This window comes from Paenibacillus vulneris (genome assembly GCF_039543185.1).
In the GTDB taxonomy this organism is placed as follows: Bacteria; Bacillota; Bacilli; order Paenibacillales; family NBRC-103111; genus Paenibacillus_S; species Paenibacillus_S vulneris.
In genome coordinates, this window is sequence record NZ_BAABJG010000004.1 from 137,455 (window position 1) to 156,863 (window position 19,409).

At 53.7% G+C, this 19,409-nt stretch carries 18 protein-coding genes and 1 riboswitch; of the genes, 9 read left to right on the forward strand and 9 right to left on the reverse strand.

Translation table 11 applies throughout. The features are described from left to right. Positions 1–19 precede the first annotated feature (19 nt). Positions 20–493, forward strand: a complete 474-nt coding sequence (locus ABEA66_RS04835) for a hypothetical protein (protein ID WP_345586550.1) — start codon at positions 20–22, stop codon at positions 491–493. Between the two features lie 214 nt (positions 494–707). Here the strand turns inward: ABEA66_RS04835 and ABEA66_RS04840 are convergent, their stop codons facing one another. Then, a complete protein-coding gene (locus tag ABEA66_RS04840) occupies positions 708–2,150 on the reverse strand; it encodes an NAD(P)/FAD-dependent oxidoreductase (protein WP_345586552.1) in 1,443 nt (480 codons plus the stop codon). Positions 2,151–2,323: 173 nt separating this feature from the next. Then, positions 2,324–2,423, reverse strand: a riboswitch (purine riboswitch). Between the two features lie 318 nt (positions 2,424–2,741). Between ABEA66_RS04840 and ABEA66_RS04845 the strand changes: the two genes are divergently transcribed. Genes ABEA66_RS04845 through ABEA66_RS04860 form a run of 4 tightly spaced genes read left to right on the forward strand, consistent with a single transcriptional unit; the run spans position 2,742 to position 4,215 of the window. Continuing rightward, complete coding sequence (locus ABEA66_RS04845) at positions 2,742–2,936, forward strand: DUF6199 family natural product biosynthesis protein (RefSeq protein WP_079911196.1); 195 nt, start codon at positions 2,742–2,744, stop codon at positions 2,934–2,936. Between the two features lie 27 nt (positions 2,937–2,963). Beyond that, positions 2,964–3,413 carry an aminoacyl-tRNA deacylase gene (locus ABEA66_RS04850; protein ID WP_345586555.1) on the forward strand — a complete coding sequence of 150 codons (450 nt, stop codon included), beginning with the start codon at positions 2,964–2,966 and terminating at the stop codon, positions 3,411–3,413. 41 nt (positions 3,414–3,454) lie between these two features. Then, positions 3,455–3,913 carry a GNAT family N-acetyltransferase gene (locus ABEA66_RS04855; RefSeq protein ID WP_345586557.1) on the forward strand — a complete coding sequence of 153 codons (459 nt, stop codon included), beginning with the start codon at positions 3,455–3,457 and terminating at the stop codon, positions 3,911–3,913. A 32-nt stretch (positions 3,914–3,945) separates the two neighbouring features. Further along, positions 3,946–4,215, forward strand: coding sequence for a hypothetical protein (locus ABEA66_RS04860; RefSeq protein WP_345586559.1), 270 nt, complete (start codon positions 3,946–3,948; stop codon positions 4,213–4,215). Positions 4,216–4,326: 111 nt separating this feature from the next. Here the strand turns inward: ABEA66_RS04860 and ABEA66_RS04865 are convergent, their stop codons facing one another. From ABEA66_RS04865 to ABEA66_RS04885, 5 genes are all read right to left on the reverse strand, one after another. After that, positions 4,327–4,623 carry a ferredoxin family protein gene (locus tag ABEA66_RS04865; RefSeq protein WP_179136039.1) on the reverse strand — a complete coding sequence of 99 codons (297 nt, stop codon included), beginning with the start codon at positions 4,621–4,623 and terminating at the stop codon, positions 4,327–4,329. Beyond that, the gene (locus ABEA66_RS04870) at positions 4,623–5,918 is read right to left on the reverse strand and encodes an FAD-dependent oxidoreductase (protein ID WP_345586562.1); all 1,296 of its coding nucleotides are present in this window, start codon (positions 5,916–5,918) and stop codon (positions 4,623–4,625) included. The genes ABEA66_RS04865 and ABEA66_RS04870 overlap by 1 nt, the downstream gene beginning before the upstream one ends. Then, positions 5,902–6,936, reverse strand: coding sequence for an electron transfer flavoprotein subunit alpha/FixB family protein (locus ABEA66_RS04875; RefSeq protein WP_345586564.1), 1,035 nt, complete (start codon positions 6,934–6,936; stop codon positions 5,902–5,904). Before ABEA66_RS04875 ends, ABEA66_RS04870 begins: the two co-directional genes overlap by 17 nt. Then, positions 6,933–7,763 carry an electron transfer flavoprotein subunit beta/FixA family protein gene (locus ABEA66_RS04880; protein WP_079911202.1) on the reverse strand — a complete coding sequence of 277 codons (831 nt, stop codon included), beginning with the start codon at positions 7,761–7,763 and terminating at the stop codon, positions 6,933–6,935. Before ABEA66_RS04880 ends, ABEA66_RS04875 begins: the two co-directional genes overlap by 4 nt. A gap of 154 nt (positions 7,764–7,917) precedes the next feature. Continuing rightward, positions 7,918–9,180, reverse strand: coding sequence for a Glu/Leu/Phe/Val family dehydrogenase (locus ABEA66_RS04885; protein ID WP_079911203.1), 1,263 nt, complete (start codon positions 9,178–9,180; stop codon positions 7,918–7,920). Positions 9,181–9,401: 221 nt separating this feature from the next. Between ABEA66_RS04885 and ABEA66_RS04890 the strand changes: the two genes are divergently transcribed. Then, positions 9,402–12,038 carry a sensor histidine kinase gene (locus ABEA66_RS04890; RefSeq protein WP_345586568.1) on the forward strand — a complete coding sequence of 879 codons (2,637 nt, stop codon included), beginning with the start codon at positions 9,402–9,404 and terminating at the stop codon, positions 12,036–12,038. After that, positions 12,025–12,729, forward strand: coding sequence for a response regulator transcription factor (locus ABEA66_RS04895; protein WP_079911466.1), 705 nt, complete (start codon positions 12,025–12,027; stop codon positions 12,727–12,729). The genes ABEA66_RS04890 and ABEA66_RS04895 overlap by 14 nt, the downstream gene beginning before the upstream one ends. Positions 12,730–12,787: 58 nt before the next feature. Here the strand turns inward: ABEA66_RS04895 and ABEA66_RS04900 are convergent, their stop codons facing one another. Further along, positions 12,788–13,693 (reverse strand): LysR family transcriptional regulator, encoded by a 906-nt coding sequence (locus ABEA66_RS04900; protein ID WP_079911468.1) that lies wholly within the window; start codon positions 13,691–13,693, stop codon positions 12,788–12,790. 110 nt (positions 13,694–13,803) lie between these two features. Here ABEA66_RS04900 and aroA point away from each other — a divergent pair, with 110 nt between their 5' ends. Together aroA and ABEA66_RS04910 are read left to right on the forward strand one after the other, a co-directional pair. After that, the gene (gene aroA, locus ABEA66_RS04905; protein WP_079911205.1) at positions 13,804–15,159 is read left to right on the forward strand and encodes a 3-phosphoshikimate 1-carboxyvinyltransferase; all 1,356 of its coding nucleotides are present in this window, start codon (positions 13,804–13,806) and stop codon (positions 15,157–15,159) included. A gap of 230 nt (positions 15,160–15,389) precedes the next feature. Further along, entirely contained in the window at positions 15,390–16,253 is an 864-nt protein-coding gene (locus ABEA66_RS04910; protein WP_345586571.1) for a stalk domain-containing protein, read from the forward strand. A 294-nt stretch (positions 16,254–16,547) separates the two neighbouring features. Here ABEA66_RS04910 and ABEA66_RS04915 read toward each other — a convergent pair whose 3' ends face one another. Both ABEA66_RS04915 and ABEA66_RS04920 read right to left on the reverse strand, forming a co-directional pair. Next, positions 16,548–17,738: a YncE family protein gene (locus tag ABEA66_RS04915; protein ID WP_345586573.1), complete on the reverse strand. Its 1,191-nt coding sequence runs from the start codon at positions 17,736–17,738 to the stop codon at positions 16,548–16,550. Between the two features lie 101 nt (positions 17,739–17,839). After that, on the reverse strand, positions 17,840–19,309 hold the full coding sequence (locus tag ABEA66_RS04920) for an S-layer homology domain-containing protein (RefSeq protein ID WP_345586575.1): 1,470 nt from the start codon (positions 19,307–19,309) through the stop codon (positions 17,840–17,842). Between the last annotated feature and the right edge of the window lie 100 nt (positions 19,310–19,409).

Genomic DNA, 19,409 nt, shown 5'->3' on the forward strand with positions numbered 1-19,409 from the left:
AACTAAAAAGGAGTGTATTTTGTCTATGCCCCATCCCGTCGATACCGAACTGGATTTGAACCATTCCAGGATCAGGGACTCCTCTATCCGATCCATCGAACTGTTCCAGCTTGACCGGCTGGCATACCAGACGATCCAGGGAGCAGCTGCTGCACAGGATCGTACCGCCTGCCTATTGAAAATCTCCAGCTCCGGGGTCAACGGTTGGGGACTCTGCGCTCTGCCCGTGAGAGAGCCGCAATTTGATTTTATTAAATGGACATCCGTATTCGGAAAATTAAAGGGTACTTCTGTAGCCGAGGCCATTCATTTCGTTCACGAGCACCATTCGGATTGGGGGCTGGAACGATATACGGCAGGCAAAGCATCGCTTATGGACCTGGCCTCACAATACCAGGGCGGCCGTTTCTTCTCCCGTCAAAGTGAAGTATGTAACGGACTCGAACGCTCTTATCTGATCGATCATTCCGACCGTTATTTCTCCTTTCTATGAAAGCCCGCAGCACCCTGACACAGGCGGAAAAAAATAGAGACGCTGTTAAGACATCAGGCAGGATCCCGATGTCTTATTCGGCATAGGAGAATCAAACCTCCCACCAGATACAACGGTTAATCCTACTCGGGGCATGGACCTAGCCTCTCTTTACCTTCCCCAACCAGCAAAAAGAGCCGGATTCCCAGGCACCCTGGACTCCGACTCTCAATTCTTACTTGCTTCCTGTCCGTTCCACAATCGAACGGGCAATCCATACACCGGCCGCACCCGCTTGAGCGAGGCCCCTTGTTACCCCAGCCCCGTCGCCGCCGCAGTACAGGCCGCCAATTTCACTCTCCAAATGCATGCTCAGCTTCGGCCGGGCCGAATAAAATTTAGCCTCCACGCCATAAAACAACGTATGCTCCGAGGCAATTCCCGGCGTCACTTTATCTAATGCTTCTACCATCTCGATCAAGCTCTTCATCGTGTTGTACGGAAGCACCAGCCCCAAATCTCCGGGAACCGCCTCCTTGAGCGTCGGCTCGAGGAAGCCTTCCTTGATACGCCCTTCGGTAGACCGCCGTCCGCGAATAATATCTCCATACTTCTGGACGATAACGCCGCCATTCGACAAATCGTTAGCCCGTTTGCATATTTCTCTAGCGTATTCGTTAGGCTTATCGAACGGCTCCGTGAACCGGTGCGAAACAAGCAGCGCAAAGTTCGTATTGGTGGAGCCAAGCGCCGGGTCCTTGTAAGCATGACCGTTAGCCGCCATAACACCGCTGTGATTCTCAACCACGACATGGCCGGAAGGATTGCTGCAGAACGTACGGACGCGCGTTCCGACCGAAGTGTTATAAATAAATTTGCCTTCATACAAATGCTCGTTTATTTCGCGCATGACGACATCGGACGTCTCTACGCGGACACCGACATCGACTTGGTTGTTGAACATGGGAATCCGGCGTTTTTTCAAAATATCCGTCAGCCAGGCCGATCCGTCACGGCCCGGGGCGATGATGACATAATCGGCTTCGATCTCCTCGCCGTTCTTCAGGACGACGCCGGCGGCCCGGTGGCTGCCGTTTTCTTTTACGGTCAATATATCGGCTGCTTCCGTCTTATACAGCATATCGATATGCTGCTTCAGGTATTGATTGATCGATTGGAGAATTTCCAGGTTTTTCTCTGTGCCCAGATGGCGCACCTGCGCGCGCAGCAGCTTCAAGCCCGCCGCGTAGCCGCGCTGCTCAATTGAACGGACGACCTCCGTCATGGGATCGGTAATCGTTTCCGGCGCCCCGTGCTTCAGGTTAATCCGGTCGACGTATTGGATCAAGTCCAGCACCTGCGACGGCGCCAAATAATCCGTGAGCCAGCCGCCGAACTCCGTCGTGATGTTAAATTTGCCGTCACTGTAGGCTCCCGCGCCGCCAAACCCGGCTGTAATGGAACAGGCAGGCAGACAGCCTGCAAACTCCTTTTTCCCCGCAGCCGGCGGGCACAGCTTGATCTTCTCCTCCAGGATCGGACAGCGGCGGCTGTCGATATCATGGCCTTTATCAATTAACAGCACCTTCAAGTGCGGCGCTTTCAACAGCAATTCATATGCGGCAAAAATCCCTGCCGGTCCGGCTCCAACAATAATGACGTCGTAACGCTTGCTCATGTTCTTGTCCCTCCACAGTTAAGAAAGTTTATGCCAGCCTTTATCGGGCATACCCGTTCCCCAGCACAAGAAAAGCAGACTGTTCGGCTGCTCCATGCATTTGGAAAACTCCGCCATCCTTTTGGAATCAGTTTGCTCCACTGCGCATAAAAAAATCCCAACCCCGAATGGATGCGGAAAGCCCGCCCACTCGTAGTCAGGAATTATCGGTTCCTTGTAGAGACCTTCAGCCCATATCGCCGAAGATATACGAACAGTGATTAATGTAAGCCCTATTTCATTGCCACTACGAATGGTAAAGCAAATCACTACCGTTGTCAAGGACTATTCATCCCTTCATTCGTATTTTTTGCAAAAATCGGTCATCCGATCCAATCAAAGTTCGGTTTATGGGTGAAAAGACGAACGTTTGTCAGTCCTATCCGCATATAAAGGCAAACCTGTACAATCCCTCTTTTTCCAATAAAAAGGAAACCGGCTTCTTTTCACGAATACATTAATTCATACCACCTATAACATGAGATGCACCTGCTGAACGCAATCGCATCCGTCTCTACACTACGGTTATCCCTGACGAAAGGAGACAACTGAATGGTACTTTCAGTGCTGCTTATTCTGCTGGGCGTTTTCATGATCTGCAAACCTTCTATCATCTGGACCCTAACCGAAAGCTGGAAATCGAATGATGCAACAGAACCATCGAAGGTGTATATCGTTTCGACCCGTTTCGGAGGAGCCATGCTCTCTCTTGCAGGTATTGCGGGAATCGTTGCATTAAACCTATAAAATAAAGAATTGACAGGAGCGGCCCTTATGGAGAAACTATCCCGCATGTTAACGGAGCAGCAAGCGGATTTTGAAATCATTCACCATCCCGAGCCTATACGATCCGCTCAAGACGGAGCCGATTATTTCGGTATCGAGCTTGGTCAGACGGCGCCGACCCTGATCCTGCAATCGGGGACAACCCTGTACGCTTTGATCCTGTCCGGGGATTACGGAAAAGTCGACTTCGAGGAAGTCAAGGCTGTTGTCCCAGGCGGGGAGGAGCTTAAGCTGGTCAAGCCCAAAGAGGTACAGGAAAGGATCGGATATGCGGTGGGAAGCGTTCCCTTAATAGGGCACGGCTTGCCGACTATTATCGATAGAGGCATCCAGCGTTATCCATATGTTTACGGGGGAACAGGGATAGCGACCGCCACTTTAAAAATAGCCCCCAAAGACATAGAGAGCTTGAACCATGTCACCGCTTATGTTCGCTGAAGCCATCATAATTTGAATCAAAAGTGAGAGGGATAAGCTATATGAAACCATCCGCATTACTGGAAATAGAACCCTTTACCCCGGCTTATCAAGCGGAAGTGAAAGCTTTCGTACTCGAAGGATTGGCCGAGCACTTCGGATTTCTGGATACGACGCTGAACCCTGATCTGGATGACATTATGGACCATTATACGAATCAGGGGCATGTCTTTTTGGTTGGCATTATGAACCGTGAAGCCGTATGCTGCGGCGCTCTTGTCCCCTATGATGAGACTACCGGAAGAATTGTCCGCATGTCGGTCAAGAAGGATCATCGAAGAAACGGCTATGCTAGCCGGATGATTGAAGCGCTGGAGGAAGAGGCCCGGCATAAAGGGTACTCCGCCATCATACTCAAAACTCTTGGACATTGGGCGGATGCGGTCGGATTTTACACTCATAAGGGTTATGCTGCAGCCCGGCACGAAGGGGAAAGTGTTGTGATGACCAAAGCTTTATAAGTCCGTGAAACGAGAGGGAGGTGCATCTGTTGGTGCGTATGCGAAAGGCCATTCCGTCCGATCTCGATTATTTGGTCCGCATCGACTTAAAGGACGAAGTCAGCTTCTTTAACACGAGTTCTCTGTCCGCAGAAGAAATGAGGCTGCATCAGGAGAAAATATCCAAATTCGTGTCCAGCTCCGATCGCGGCGCTAAAAAGGGCCACCTGGCAGCGACAGCTGCTCCGGAATGGCCCTTTGATCGCACGGTAAACCTTAATCCCTCACTCTCTCGAGCGCCTCTTCCTTCTCCCAGCTGCTGAAATGATCCTCCCATATGATGTGATATATGCCCTGCTCCGCTTCCACAATAATGCCCCGAGCTCCATCGAGCTTAAACACAACCCGGTCTCCAACCTCAAACAGCATAAGGATCACCCCAGTCTAAAGACGATTCCGTGACCACCTTTCGGGTATTCCCATTTGATATTCTGGTGGGGACAGCCGATACGGCAGCTGCCGCACTCATGACAGCCCTCATAGCCGACATGCATCCGGATCTCCTCCCATTTGTACACCTCTGCCGGGCAGAAGATCGTGCATATTTTATCCGGGCACTTCGTCAAACAGGTATCCGCATCCAAGACGGTAAGATGAGACTTCGTATCCGCGTTAAAGCGCAGAAGATACTGCTTTTCTTCGATGGACTGGCCTTTCGCCTGATCGCTCATTACTTGATCACCTTCCATGCCCGGTACATATCCCGCGCTATTTTCAGCTTTTGCTTGACGGTGCCGATGTCACGCCATATTTTCTTTTGCTTCTCCCGCTTCGAGGTACCGTCCACCGTGAACATTTGGCTGGCCGCACGGTTCATCATCGGGATGTATTCCTCGAAATATTGCGGGAACTTATCAAAATGATGCGTAGAATCCTTGTATTTCTTCAAATCCTCTCCGACGAAGCTTTCCATCAGCCGCTGCCGGTAATGATCGAGCATCTCTTCGGAGAAATTGCCCGCTTGCTTCGCCATCACTATCGTCTCTGCCGCCAAGCGTCCCGATGTCATCGCCATATTCGAGCCTTCACGGTGAATCGCATTCACGAGCTGTGCGGCGTCCCCGACGACAAGGACCCCGTTGCCGACCACCTTCGGCATCGAGTAATAGCCTCCCTCCGGGATAAGATGGGCCAAATATTCCTGCGGTTCCCCTCCTTGCAAATACGGTCGTATCATCGGATGCTGCTTGACGTATTCGAGCAGCTCATATGGTTTTATTTTATGCTTGATGAGCCCGGACAGTAGTGTGCCGACGCCTATGCTTAGCGTATCTTTATTCGTGTACAGGAAGCCGGTGCCCAGAATCCCCTTCGTCGCGTCGCCGAACAGCTCGATCGTGCAGCCCTGGCCTTCCTCCAGGTTGAAGCGGTCTTCGATGACTTTGCGGTCCAGCTTGATGATCTCCATCGTCGCCAACGCCACTTCATCGGGCCTGAACTCCTTGTGAAATCCTAGCGACTTGGCCAGCAGCGAGTTGACACCATCGGCCAGTACGACCACATCAGCGTAAATATCTCCATCCGGTCGGTCCGTGCGGACCCCGATGACCCGCCCATCCTCTACGATACATTCCAGCGCTACCGTCTCGTTAATCAGCAGAGCGCCATGATCAACGGCTTTTTGAGCGAACCATTGGTCGAACTTGGCGCGCAGTACAGTAAAATTGTTGTAGGGCTCCCGCCCCCATTCCATCCCCTTATAGCCGAAGGTGACGGCCGATTCCTTGTCGAGCATCATGAACCGCTGCTCCACAATAGGCCGTTCGAGCGGCGCTTCTTTATAAAATCCCGGGATGACATCCTCCATCATTTTGCGGTACAGGACGCCGCCCATGACGTTCTTGGAGCCGGGATATTCGCCCCGCTCCAACAGCAGCACGTTAACCCCCGCTTTGGCAAGCTCATAGGCACAGGCGATTCCCGCAGGCCCGGCCCCGACGACGATACAATCAAACTTTTCGGACATAGCCGTCCTCCTTTCTGCCCAGTGCCTTGGTGAACTGCTCGATCAACAACGGTACGATCTCGAAGGCATCGCCAACGATTCCATAGTGGCAGGACTGGAATATCGGAGCGGACGGATCCTTGTTGATCGCTATGATGAGGCCAGAATTCTGCATCCCGACAATATGCTGAATCGCTCCCGAGATCCCGATAGCAAAATAAATTTTGGGCGTGACAGTAACCCCCGTCTGCCCCACCTGATGGTGATGCTCGATCCAGCCCGCCTCGACGACATCCCGGCTGGCACCGACGGCTGCGCCTAAGGCATCGGCAAGCTGATGAACGAGCTGGAAGCCGCTCGGGCTGCCGAGCCCTTTGCCTCCGGCTACGATAATATCCGCTTCATCAATGCGCACCTTATGAGTCGTCTCGCGGACAATCTCCAGCACCTTGGTCCTTACGTCCTCTTCCTTAAGAGCGATCGTTTCCTCGATCAGCTTGCCGGTACGGCCAGCCTCCCTGGGGAGCGCTTTCATGACTTTCGGGCGTACAGTGGCCATTTGCGGACGGTACTTTTTGCAAAGAATCGTCGCCATAATGTTGCCTCCGAACGCCGGCCGGCTGGCAAGCAGCAAGCCCGTATCCTCCTCAACATCGAGAATGGTCGTATCGGCCGTAAGCCCGGTCGGCAGGTCGGTCGCAACCGCACTCGCCAGGTCCTTCCCCGTGGAAGTAGCCCCGTACAGAATGATTTCCGGCTTATATTTTTGCGTGCAATCGAGTAATGCCCGCATAAAGGTCTCGGTCCGGTAATGCTTGAAAACAGGAGCATCATATACATACATCGTGTCTGCCCCGTACTCAAAGGCCGTTGCGGCAAGCGATTTCACCTGATCCCCGATCAAAACTCCCGCAAGCTCTGTTCCGCGTTTATCGGCCAATCGTCTTCCTGCACCCAGCAGCTCCAGCGATACCGGAGCTATAACCCCGTCCTTCTCCTCTATAAACACCCAGACGCCACGGTAATCTTCAAAGCTCACGAAGCTCCACCCCCAAGCTGGAACAATTCCTTGCGCTCTAGCAAAATACCGAGCAGCCTCTCGACCTGCTCGTTTGCTGTTCCCTCCAGCAGCTCCCCGCCTTGAGGCTTCTGGGGCGCCCATACGGAGGAAACGATGGTCGGCGACCCCTTCAGCCCCAGTTGGGAGCGGTCTACATCCTCCAAGTCGTTAACCGACCATATGTGAGGCTGGTACCGGGCCGCCTTGATGACGTTGGGAAGAGGGGAATACGGGACCTCGTTGATATCCTTTTCTACGGAGAGCAGGCAGGGCAGTGTCGATTGGATCACCTCATAGCCGTCCTCCAGCTTGCGGTGAATGATGATATGGCCTCCATCTTTATTGATTTCCACCACCTTGTTCACCGAGGTCAGAGGCGGGATGTCCAGCCTGCGGGCAATACCTGGCCCTACCTGTCCGGTGTCCCCGTCAATCGTCATCTTGCCGCAGATGACCAGATCGATCGGCTCGGTCTTCCCGATTTTCTCCAATGCTTTGGTGAGCGAGTAGCTGGTTGCCAGCGTGTCCGCTCCGGCGAACGCGCGGTCGGTAATCAGATACCCCTCGTCCGCTCCTATTTCTATGCAGCGTTTGATGGCCTTCACCGCCGGGGGAGGGCCCATCGTCAATACGGAAACCTTGCCTCCATACCTTCTCTTCAGGCGGACCGCCTCTTCTACCGCGTGCGCATCATACGGGTTCAAAATCGCCGGTGCACTGGCCCGATCCATCGTGTTCGTCTTCGGGTTCATCTTGATGATCTTCGTATCCGGTACCTGTTTGATACAAGCGACAATGTGAAGCATGTTCGCAGCACCTCTTTACTCATGATCCGTGATGGTCTGAATACTTTAGTATATAAGGCAGCTGCGGATAACATGCCTAGACTGGCTCCCGGGACGGAAAAAGGCACCCCTGGTACGGGATGCCTTGAAATAATATATAATAAGTGCAGAACGATTATACCCAGCCGCGAGCTTCCATCGCTTTGGAGATACGCTCCAGGGAGATCATGTAAGCTGCAGTACGCAGGTCGGTTTTGTAACGGGTAGCCAAGGATTGTACGGCGCGATAAGCATCGGACATAGCCACTTTCAGCTTGCCGTTTACTTCTTCTTCGCTCCAGTAGTAGTTCATCAGGTTTTGTACCCATTCGAAGTAAGAAACGGTTACACCGCCGGCATTAGCCAGGATGTCAGGAATAACCTTCACGCCTTTTTCGAACAGGATAGCGTCCGCTTCCGGTGTAGTAGGTCCGTTTGCCGCTTCTGCAATGATGCTTGCTTTAATTTGAGATGCATTGTGGGAAGTAATAACGTTCTCCAATGCTGCTGGAACCAGGATATCTACATCCAGCTCAAGCAATTGATTTGCAGGAATGATGTGGGAATCGCCATATTCCAAAATGTTGGAATGGTCTTTCAAGCGCTCCACTTTTGCCAAATCCAAGCCTTCCGGATCGTAAATCGCACCGCGGGAATCGCTGACAGCTACAATGTTGCAGCCAAGCTCAGCCAGCAAGCGGGCAGCGATACGGCCAGCATTACCGAAGCCTTGAATAGCTACCGTAGCGCCTTCTGTCGCTTTACCCATATCGTGCAGAGCGTCTTGAATAGCAAATACGCAGCCGCGGGCCGTAGCTTCGTTTCTGCCTTTGGAGCCGCCGATAATAAGCGGTTTACCTGTAATAACGCCTGGAGAGTTATGACCTCTCAAGCGGCTGTAAGTATCCATCATCCAGCCCATGATTTGCGGAGTGGTGTAAACGTCTGGCGCTGGAATGTCTTTTTCCGGACCAACGATCTCATGAATAGCTTCCATGAAAGCGCGGCTGACACGTTCCAGCTCGCCTTTGCTCATCTCGCGAGGGTCGCAGATGACTCCGCCTTTACCGCCGCCGTACGGCAAGCCGACAACGCCGCACTTGAAGCTCATCCACATGGACAAAGCTTTAACCTCATCCAAAGTAACGTCCGGATGAAAACGGATGCCGCCTTTGGTAGGTCCTACTGCATCGTTATGCTGGGAACGGTAGCCTTCGAATACTTTTACTTTGCCGTTATCCATTTTGACAGGGAAAGTAACAGACAGCACGCGTTTCGGCTGTTTCAAAATCTCTACGACTTCTTCAGGCAGCTGCAGCAGGGAAGCGGCCTTCTCAATTTGGCGTTGGGCGATCTTAAACGGGTTAAGATTCTCTTCAGTCACAGTTGTCTCAAGCATTGAATGATGTACCTCCTGGATATCGTTTTATAATTCCTTTTTTTCCTAACTAACATAAGTTTATATTTTTTTTGTTAATTTGACAATTGATGCGAGAATATTTCCTTCATTCGTATTTAATTTGTCACTTTAAGTAACACGAGCTCGACGCTTGAAAATACTGCATTTATGCTACAATAAAGGGGTAAAGCGGTACTTGAAAAAAATTTTTGGAGGAACCTGTGAAAAGACTCTCAATGCGGCTTCATCTGACGATTACGTTTGCCATAGTCGCCCTTATTCCCATCCTTGTCCTTGGCACCATCCAGGTCCAGCAAATCAAAAACATTACGAATGATTATAATAAAACGCAAATGCAGACCACCTATCGGCTGGCAGACGCCGTGCAGACCTACACCTACTACCATCGCAATGCCGTAGAGACGGTAGCGGCTACCATCAGCGCGTCCAGCCCGCCGTTTCGGACCCGCGAGAGCATGACGCTGAAGCTGCAATCCGTCAAAACGAATCTGCCCAGCTTCTCAAGGCTGTTCGTTGTGAATCGCAATGGTGCCGTTACTTCGATATACCCCGACCCGGGATCCGGCCAGCAGCCGGCGCTGTTCGGAATCGATGTTAGGAATCGGGATTATTTTAATCAAGTGAAAGCATCCGAGTCAACGACTATCACACCGCTGTTTCGCGGTATCGAAGGTGCGAACAAACCTGCCATAGCCATAGCAGCTCCTGTCTATAACGAGCAAAAGCAGTGGGACGGGCTCATCGTCGGCGTGCTGGATATGCAGGCTGTAGCACAGCTGGTCACCAAATATGACTACGGCACCGATGCCTATCCTGTCGTGCTGGATGCCAGCGGGAAAGCCATTTACCACCCTGACGGGGAACTGACCGATTCCTTGACCGATCTATCCAATGAACCGTCTGTCCAAGAGGCCAGGGCAAAGAAGCAAGGACAGGGAATCTACCGCTCCGGCGTCAACCGCGCAGACGAGCTTGTAAGCTATACGACGATCCCCGATCTGGATTGGACCGTGCTGGTAGCAAGGTCCTACAAGGCCGTGAATGCCGCTTTTACCGATTCGCTCCGAACGACCTTTCTGCTGCTGGTCATCACGCTCTTGCTGACCGTCATTGTAGGCACGCTATTGGCCAAACGGTTGACCCATACCATACATGCCTTGGTAGGCTATACCCGAAGGCTAACCGATGAGGTCTTTCCCGAGCCTGACCGCTCCATCACCTCTCGCGGAGTGCCTTACGAGCTTCATATGCTGGCTGATCATTTCACCCGGATGGCGGGTCAAATCAAGGAGAACCAGCGTGCGCTCATCGAGCTGAACGCCGACCTGGAGCGCCGCGTCGCCGAGCGGACCCAGAGCCTTCTTCGCAAAAACCAGGAGCTGGAGATCGTCAATACGCTCCTTACCCCCGTCCCTGCCCGGAAGAACGCAAACGAGGTCATCGAAGATAGCATGGTTCAACTGCGCAGGCTGATTCATCAAGAAATCCGGCTGAGGCTGTTCCCTCACACGGGCTCTTCCGGCTTGGGGCGGTTTAAGGGCTGGGAGGACGAAACGCAAGCCTCGGCAGATGTCCCCGACGCGGACCGGAGCGTCAGCGTCATCCCGATTCAAACGGGCAGCCTGGCTCTCGGCGAATTGGTCGTACACAGCGATACGGACACCTTAAGCGACAGCGACCGCAAGTTTCTGCATACGCTGTCCGGAACCATCGCCATTCTAGTCCAAAATGACATGCTGCTCGACAGCATACGTCATGAGCACGCGACGTTAAACGCCGTGCTCGAGAGCATGTCGGACGCGATAGTGCTTATTGATACAAACCGGCGGGTCGTCTACTTTAACCGCCGTATGACGGACATGTTCGGACTGAAGCCCACGGAGCTGCTCGAAATGCCAGAAGAGGAATTGTTCCACGTCATGACGGGTTTGCTGCCTGAGCCGGACGAGGATTGGACCTCTTTTACACAGAAGCAACGGCCCCACGCCAAATTCAAGGCGATAGGGACCGGCGGCAAGGAGCGCTTTATCTCGGTTGCCGCCTTTCAGGTGTCCAGCGGGGAGAACAGCTTCGGCCGGGGCTACGTATGGCGCGATATTACGAAGGAGCATGAGGTCGATGCGCTCAAGAACGATCTGATTTCTCTCGCTTCGCACGAATTCAAGACACCTATCACGAGCATTCGGGGCAGCGTCGAAACGCTCCTGCGGCCGGACGCATCCTGGGATGAAGACTTTAAGCAGGAGCTTCTGGAAGGAATCCGCGAGGATATCGGGCGCATTCAGGATCTGATCGACGAGTGGCTTGATATCTCCAAGATCGAGGCCGGGGCACTGCGGGTCCATCTGCAGCCTGTACGCGTCCAGTCCATCGTACAGAGCGCCATTGAGCGGATGCCTCAGCATACCGGAGCCTTGCATGCCGCGTTCGAGCTGGAGCTCGGCGACGATTTGCCGCTGCTTTTTGCCGATAGACTGCGGCTGGAGCAGGTACTCGTCAATCTGTTCACCAATGCGATCCGTTATAATCAGCGCCAGCCGGTCATACGTCTATCCGCGACCACTGATGACAGATTCGTTCACATCCGGGTCCAGGATAACGGCATCGGGATAGAGCCTGAGCATCTGGAGCATATTTTCGACCGATTCTACAGGGTCGACGTATCCTCCAGCCGGCATACGGGGGGAACCGGTCTGGGCCTCGCCATAAGCAAGGGCATCATCGAGGCCCATGGAGGAGCTATTCACGTCGAAAGCACGCCGGGTGCGGGAAGCGTCTTTACCCTTTCCGTACCCAAATACGAATGGAAGAATGGAGATGGGCATGAAGAAGCATAAAATTCTCATCGTGGATGACGAGCCGAAGATAATTCGGTTCATCTCCGCCAATCTGAAATCATTAGGCCATGAGACCGCTGCCTGCGCCAGCGGGCCGGAGGCTCTGAACATGATAGACAGCTTTGACCCGGACCTGCTCCTGCTTGACATCATGATGCCGGGGATGGACGGTTTCGAGGCGCTTGAGCGGCTGCGCAGCTTCTCCAATGTACCTGTCATCATCCTGACAGCGCGCAGCGATTCCAGCGATAAGGTGCGGGGGCTAAACCTAGGTGCGGACGATTACTTGACCAAGCCGTTCTCTCTCGACGAGCTGTTCGCGCGTGTCAATGCGGTGCTTCGAAGGATCGATGGACGCACGGCCCTGCCCGCGACGGCAGGCTCCAGCGAGATTCGTCTTGGTCCCGTGACGCTGAACCTGGCTCAAAGGAGGACCTGGCTTGCCGGAAGCGAAATCAAGTTCACCGAAACCGAATACAACCTGTTCGTTCTGCTGCTTCAAAACGCCGGCAAGGTCATGACCCACGAGCAGCTGCTAAGCGATATCTGGGGAAGCGAATACCGCGACGATGTGGAATATTTGCGCGTCGCGATAGCGCGTATTCGCCAGAAGCTGAAGCAGGCCGACGAGAAGCTCAGCCTGATCGTCACTTACCCGGGGGTAGGCTACATGGCTAAGGCGGGGGAATAAATCATAAGGGCCCGATGCGGATATCACCTGCAGCGGGCCTTTAATGTACAAGGACGACTTACCGGGCAGCGTTCCATGCCGGAAACCCGCTCCGCAGCGTCATAAGAAATTGCGAAGCCGCTAACGACAGAGGCATGTCCTTACGAATGGCTATGCCGACCGAGCGGGAAGGAACGGGCTCGGTCGTCCGGAGCTCGGTCAGGCTGCCCGCCGCCAATTCATCCTGAACGAAGGAACGCGTTACGAAGGCGACACCAAAGCCTCGGCGGGCAAACTCTACCAGCAAATCAATGCTGCCGAGCTCAATATCCGCTTCAACAGCAACCCCCTGGCCGGCAAACCACTGCTCAACGAACCGGCGCGTGCTGCTTCCCTGCGACAGAAGCAGAAGCGGCAGTGTTCCGAGCTTCTCCGCCGTCAACGGCTGCTCCCCCAGCTCCTTGTAGGCTTTGCCGGCTACGAAGCAGTCCTGAATGACGGAGAGCGCCGTCACTTCTAGCATCGGGTCGACGATCGGCATATGAACAATGCCGAAATCGATGTGCCCTTCTTTGAGTCTGTGCACAATATCCGGCGTTTTGCCGTGTGAGAGCCGAATGTGTATATCCGGGTAATCCGCGTGGAACGAATCCAGATGCGGAAGCAGCATATGCTTAAGCAGCGAATCGCTCGCGCCGACGCGAAGCTCCCCTCCGGTGAGCCGCTTGAGATTGTTTATTTTGGCCTCTCCGGCATCCAAGAGAGAAAAGGAGGGTTCCACATATTCCAGCAGCGCCTGGCCCTCTACCGTCAATTTTACGCCCTTGGACTGCCGATGAAACAGCTTGACCCCTAAGGTCTCCTCCATCTGCTTGATCGCATAGCTGACGGACGGCTGTGTGATGTACAGCTCCTGCGCCGCTTTGGTCAGGTTCCCCGCCTTCGCCGTATGATAAAAAATGCGGTACCATTCCAGATTGATCATGATATAAGTCCTCTCTATGTCATTATAAAGAAATTGAAATTTCATCTATTTCATTTCCCCTATTATAATCAGATTACATCAAGCATTCAATGTAGAGGGGATGTTGAAATATGGAACATACGATCGGTCAGCCGCACGGGCGGGAGTCTCGCTCTCCTTGGTCCCGCTGCAAGGGGAAGCAAGAGGTTCGCATCGTTCCGCCTCAATCGGCGATAACGGCGAATATTACCATCCCGGGAAGCAAGAGCCTGACCAACCGCGCACTTATTATTGCGGCGCTGGCGGAAGGAAGCTCCCGTCTTGAAGGGATTCTGAAAAGCGATGATTCGTACTGGTGCATCGAAAGCTTGCGTCAGCTTGGGGTTCACATCGAGGTTGAGGAAGAGACGGCCGTCATTCATGGCACGGGCGGAGACTGGCCGAACCGCGAAGGCGAGCTGTACTTCGGGGCGGCAGGTACCATCGCGCGCTTCTTGCCCGGTGCGCTGGCGGCAGGCCGCGGTACGTGGAAGCTGCAGGGCAATCCGCGGCTGAGCGAAAGACCGCTCGCCCCGCTGCTGGATGCGTTGTCCGCGCTCGGCGCCGATATCCGCTATGAAGCGGAGCAGGGAAGGCTGCCGCTAACCCTTCATGCGAACGGTCTTCGGGGGAGCGGCGTCAGCATAGCCGGCAATGTCTCGAGCCAGTTCATCAGCGGGCTGCTTCTGGCGGCGCCCTATGCCCGCGAGCCGTTGACCGTGCAAATCGAGGGCACCGTCGTACAGCGTGACTATGTCGAAATGACGCTCGATATGATGAGGGCCTTCGGCATCGAAGCAGAGCCGTCGGCGGACGGCCAATCCGTCCTCGTCCAGCCCGGCAAGTATCAAGCCCAGTCCCTGGCTCTGGAGCCGGATGTCTCTACGTGCTGCTACTTCTGGTCGTTAGCGGCACAGACGAACGGACGCGTCCGCATCGAGGGCATTTCCGACCGGACCCGCCAGCCGGATATAGAGATCCTGGACGTGCTTGAACGGATGGGCTGCACCGTTGTCCGCGGAGACGGGTTCATCGAAGTGGCCGGGACCCCCCGGCTTAAGGGAGGGTTCACGGCCAGCATGAAGCGGTGGTCCGACCAGACCTTGACGATCGCCGCGCTGGCTCCTTTCGCCGATGCCCCTATTACGCTCACAGACGCAGCTCATATCCGGCATCACGAATGCGACCGGATTGCCGCTATCTGCACCGAGCTCGGCAAGCTCGGCATCCGGGTGGAGGAGCACCCGGACGGCTTGACGGTGTACCCGGGCAAGCCGCAGCCTACCCTGCTTGATACGTACGACGATCATCGCGTCGCTATGGCTCTGTCGCTGATCGCCGTCAAAGCGGACGGCATCCGAATTGCCGATCCGGGCTGCGTATCCAAAACCTGCCCGGATTATTGGGACCGGCTGAGCGCTTTGGGTGTGGAGGTTACCCTCTCCTAAAGGGCCCTCGAAGCCTTGCAGCTCATCCTATGGGTTTATACAAAGGGAGACCGTGCTTTTAGCCGGTCCCCTTTTTTTGATATTATGCGGATCTCCAACAAGGCATCTGAATCAGCTTCGAGGATAAAGCCTCATTTTTATTTTATAAAAAACCTGTAATATATGTAACTTTATCCCATTTGCCTTCGTCCACATTATGGAAACCCATATAGAACAGGAGCTGTTAAGCAATGAAAAAACTAATCGCCGGTCTAACTGCCGGAATGCTGATCGGATCAGCAGCAACTGCTTTCGCGTCGTCGGAAGATATCGGAAAACAGGTCCAGGCGGTATTCGCCAAATTCGTGTTCAAGGTGAATGGCGCGGAAAAACCGCTGGAGACGACTCCTCTCGTATACGAAGGAACCGCCTATTTGCCGGTTAGAGAAGTGGCCAAGCTAACAGGCTATGAACTTGTCTATCAAGAAGAGACACGCACCATAGAACTCACGGCCCCTGTCAGCACGCCTGTCACTCCGCCTGCTCCTCCTGCGGCGAAGCCGGAGCCCGAGAAGAAAAGCACACCGGACACTGCACAAACGCACCCGGTCTATTTAAGCGATTTATTGAACACCTTCGCCAACAAAGGTATCAAAAACAGAGGAGGCGGCTCGGGGGATACGGCGAGCTTCGAAATCGATGGGAAGGTATACACGTTGAAGACGATGGGCAGCGATTCGAACGGCCTTATTCTGGACGTCACTCCTTTGCTTGAGGCAAAAATTATAACGCTGGCTGATATAAAAATCGTGAATTCCTCATCGGTGAAGAGCACCCAGGAGAACAAACAAGAGCCGGAGAAGAGCAGCAATAGCGAGACAAAAACAACGAATGGCGTCACTCGCGTGTATTTGTTCGACCTGCTGGATGTGCTTAGCAAGAAGGGAATTAAAAGCAGCAGCGGGGGATCGGGAAATAACGCCTATTTTGAAATTAATGGAAAAAACTATGTGATGAAAATCGTCGAAATCGACTCTAAAGGCCGCATTCTGGACGTTACGCCTTTGATCGATGCGAATATCATTTCCATTACCGATGTGCCGGTTGTCAAATAACCTTCGGCATCCCCTCGTTTAGCCTCATCACAAAGGAAAAAGGAGCTCTCTGCAGCTCCTGAGTCTGTCGAGAAACCTATAGAGCTTGAACTATTTCCAATATAGTCCAGTGGGATATGCCCCTCCGGCCGCTGTTGAAACCCGTGAAATGTCATTATATTTAGCGGTATTTTCACGGGCTTCAAAGGCGGACGTAAACTCCTCCAGGGCATACCCCACCTCCGCTATAGCATATTTCGCGCAAAACAGGGTTTATCGACAGCCTGAGGAGCCCTCTGCAGCTCCTTTTTCCGGTCAATTTTGCGATTCCTTTACAACGGCAATATCCAGCGGATAATCCGGCAGAACCAGCTCCCTCGAAGTCCCATCGGACAAGTCTACCACCGTAAGCCCGTCCCAGCCGGTGCCGGTAAGGGTAACTCCTCCCGTCAAATAAGCCAGACGTCCGTCCGGACTGCTCGCCACCATCTGGTGGGGACGGTCCAAAGGAAGGATCCGTTCCTCCATCGTCCCTATGTCCAGCAAGGTCAAGTTCGGCTTTCCGGTCGCGCTTCCGGCGGCCCCGTTCCCCACAATAAGCATCTTCTTGCCGTCCGGCGTCAGGCTTACTCCCTCCTGATGCGTATTCCCGGTCAAAGGCTTCGTCTCCGACGTTCCCGCAGCTGGGTCCAGAACGACGAGGCCTCTTCCTTGGTAAGGAAGCAGCAGCCGTCCATCCTCCCTTACGATAGCGTAGTGCGGCTTTTCGAAGCCCCCTCCTCCCGTGCCGAAAGGCGCTGCTTTCACCTGCCGCGCCGTAAGTTTTTGCGGATTCACTATCGTAACGGTGTAGGAATCATGGTCGATGCTGTACACTTCACTTCCGTCATGGCTCACAGCCACATCGAACGGTCTGATCCCTACCGGAACGCTTCCGGTCATCGCAAGCTTCTCCGTATCCATGATTTCCAGCCGGCTGGGCTGGCCCGGCAAGTAGACACCGACATACACATAACGGCCATCCGAAGATACGGCGATGCCCATTCCGCCGGGACGATATTCCCCGAATTTTATTTCCTTAATATGGGACTCATATGGAACCAAAGCCAAGCGTTTGTGCAGCTTGGTATCCATAACCGCAACCCCCTCCGCCGTCGACACATAAGCACGACGGCGCGTCTCATCCAAGGCGATCCCGAATGGAAACGCACCGGCCGTGACCTTGTCTGTTATTCCTTTCTCCCCATCCGTAAAGGAGATGTAGTCGCTTTTGGAATGCGTGATCATCAGGGTGTACCGCAGCTCGGGCTCCACCTTCTCCGGCGCCTTTACTGCAGGATCCGCAGGCATCGGGGATGGTTCCGCTGCGGGAGCGGACGTCCCTTCCATTCCCCGCTGCGGGGAACATCCCATGATCGCAAGCATGACCCCGATAACCGCAATGACGGTCATGATTCTTTTTTTCATCCGATGATTAAGCACAAGCTTCACCTCTTCTTTTTTCATCCTGCACAACCTATTCTCTGTTGGCCGCCATAGGAAAAAAGAGCGGCCCATTCCCGACAGGCCGCTCCGTATTTTCACCTATTTAATTAACCTATGGTTATTTATTTCGTGCTCAGGCTCACTCCCGCAGCGGTTGCCCAGTCTCCTGCAGGGGCTACTGTGTAAGTCGTTCCAGCGGCCAGCTTCGCTCCGTTTTGCAAATCAAACGTGCCTGTCGCCCCTTTGCGGCTGGTCAGCTTGTATTGAGCCGTAATTGGCGTTCCTCCGCCTGCCGGAGTCAGCGTCACGCTGCGCAGTGCAAACAGCTCATCCTTAGGATCCTGTGTCAATGTCACCTCAATGGAGGTCTCATTCACCTGTGCCGCCGATTGGATGGTCAGCGGAGCGACTTCCTTGGCCGTGAACGTGCCGCTGGCAATAGTAGCCCAATCGGAGGTCACCGTATATTTTACGCCCGCCTGGAGCTTCTGACCGTTCGGCAGACGGAACTTAGGCGCCTGTCTGCCGTCCGTAGCCTGGGTGAACGGCACATAGTTCGCAACGATCGTCTCTCCGCCCTCCGGAGTGATGTATACCTGCTTATCTCTCATGGAAGAAAGAATTTTGTACTGTTTGCCGTTGTACATGTTGTTCTCGTCCACAATGAACGCGCCTTTGCGGCTGGAGCTGTAAGAAGCGACCACGTAACCGTAGTCGGCTACCCCATCCTCCAGGCTGGATTCTACCTCGAAGGTATCCGCTGTCACTTGCTGTGCGGAACGAAGCGGAAGCTTTTCCGTATTCGCGTTAAACGTCATCGAAGTGCTGCCCTTGTAGCTCATCGTGTAGGTCGTGCCTTCTTTTTGCGGTGTCACGGGAACGATGTAGGTCTGGGTAGCTCCGGACTTCAATTGAGGGATGTTCAGTATCTTCAAGCCGTTGTCGAACGTAATGTTCGCTTTGGCTTTATCCACATCCGTGTTCTCTTTGGGAAGCGGCGCAGAGAACGTAACCTGCAGCGTGATAGCATTCAGCGGTGTAATGCTTGTAATTTGAATCGGAGCGATTTGCTGCGCTGCATAAACAAGCAGGGCGGCTTCTCCGCGGGTTGCGAACTTGCCGCTCGCGAATGCGCTGCCGAACTGGCCCTTCACTTGCTCGGCGTCGACCTTCAATACCGCTGCCGTGATCTCAACTAATTGCTCATGAGTGACAGGCTTGTTAGGCTGAAATTTGCCGTCCTCGCTTTTCATGGCACCGATGCTGACAAGGGCTGCGGCATAGGATTGGTACCAATCGCTGGAGGCTACATCGGACAAGTCAGGCTTGCCGGTCGTATTCAATTCTACGTGAAGCGCAAGGGCCACCATCTTGGCAAGCTCGGCGCGCGTTACATTTTGATTCGGTTTGAACTCCTGGTCTCCATAGCCGGAGATGACATCCTGCTTCGCCAATTCTTCTACAGCCGTTTTGTAGGCTGCTGCAGCTCCATTATCGGTAAATTGGACTGCGGCGGAGACTGCAGGTACGATGGCGGACAAGCCGACAGCCGTTGTAATGACCCATGCTGCGAATTTTTTGCGGTTTATCATCAACTATCTCTCCTTTGGATTTCATTATTTTGCTTGCTGAAAGACTCTAGAGATAGATTACTCCGCAGACCGTTACAATCGAATAAAAAAAACGGGCAAA

Bases quoted from the DNA above. Each gene is read 5' to 3' on its own strand.
- ABEA66_RS04915 (WP_345586573.1), bottom strand. From the start codon at position 17,738: ATGAAAAAAGAAGAGGTGAAGCTTGTGCTTAATCATCGGATGAAAAAA.
- ABEA66_RS04845 (WP_079911196.1), top strand. From the start codon at position 2,742: ATGGTACTTTCAGTGCTGCTTATTCTGCTGGGCGTTTTCATGATCTGC.
- ABEA66_RS04870 (WP_345586562.1), bottom strand. From the start codon at position 5,918: ATGTCCGAAAAGTTTGATTGTATCGTCGTCGGGGCCGGGCCTGCGGGA.
- ABEA66_RS04885 (WP_079911203.1), bottom strand. From the start codon at position 9,180: ATGCTTGAGACAACTGTGACTGAAGAGAATCTTAACCCGTTTAAGATC.
- aroA (WP_079911205.1), top strand. From the start codon at position 13,804: ATGGAACATACGATCGGTCAGCCGCACGGGCGGGAGTCTCGCTCTCCT.
- ABEA66_RS04850 (WP_345586555.1), top strand. From the start codon at position 2,964: ATGGAGAAACTATCCCGCATGTTAACGGAGCAGCAAGCGGATTTTGAA.
- ABEA66_RS04920 (WP_345586575.1), bottom strand. From the start codon at position 19,309: ATGATAAACCGCAAAAAATTCGCAGCATGGGTCATTACAACGGCTGTC.
- ABEA66_RS04855 (WP_345586557.1), top strand. From the start codon at position 3,455: ATGAAACCATCCGCATTACTGGAAATAGAACCCTTTACCCCGGCTTAT.
- ABEA66_RS04900 (WP_079911468.1), bottom strand. From the start codon at position 13,693: ATGATCAATCTGGAATGGTACCGCATTTTTTATCATACGGCGAAGGCG.
- ABEA66_RS04895 (WP_079911466.1), top strand. From the start codon at position 12,025: ATGAAGAAGCATAAAATTCTCATCGTGGATGACGAGCCGAAGATAATT.
- ABEA66_RS04840 (WP_345586552.1), bottom strand. From the start codon at position 2,150: ATGAGCAAGCGTTACGACGTCATTATTGTTGGAGCCGGACCGGCAGGG.
- ABEA66_RS04865 (WP_179136039.1), bottom strand. From the start codon at position 4,623: ATGAGCGATCAGGCGAAAGGCCAGTCCATCGAAGAAAAGCAGTATCTT.
- ABEA66_RS04910 (WP_345586571.1), top strand. From the start codon at position 15,390: ATGAAAAAACTAATCGCCGGTCTAACTGCCGGAATGCTGATCGGATCA.
- ABEA66_RS04880 (WP_079911202.1), bottom strand. From the start codon at position 7,763: ATGCTTCACATTGTCGCTTGTATCAAACAGGTACCGGATACGAAGATC.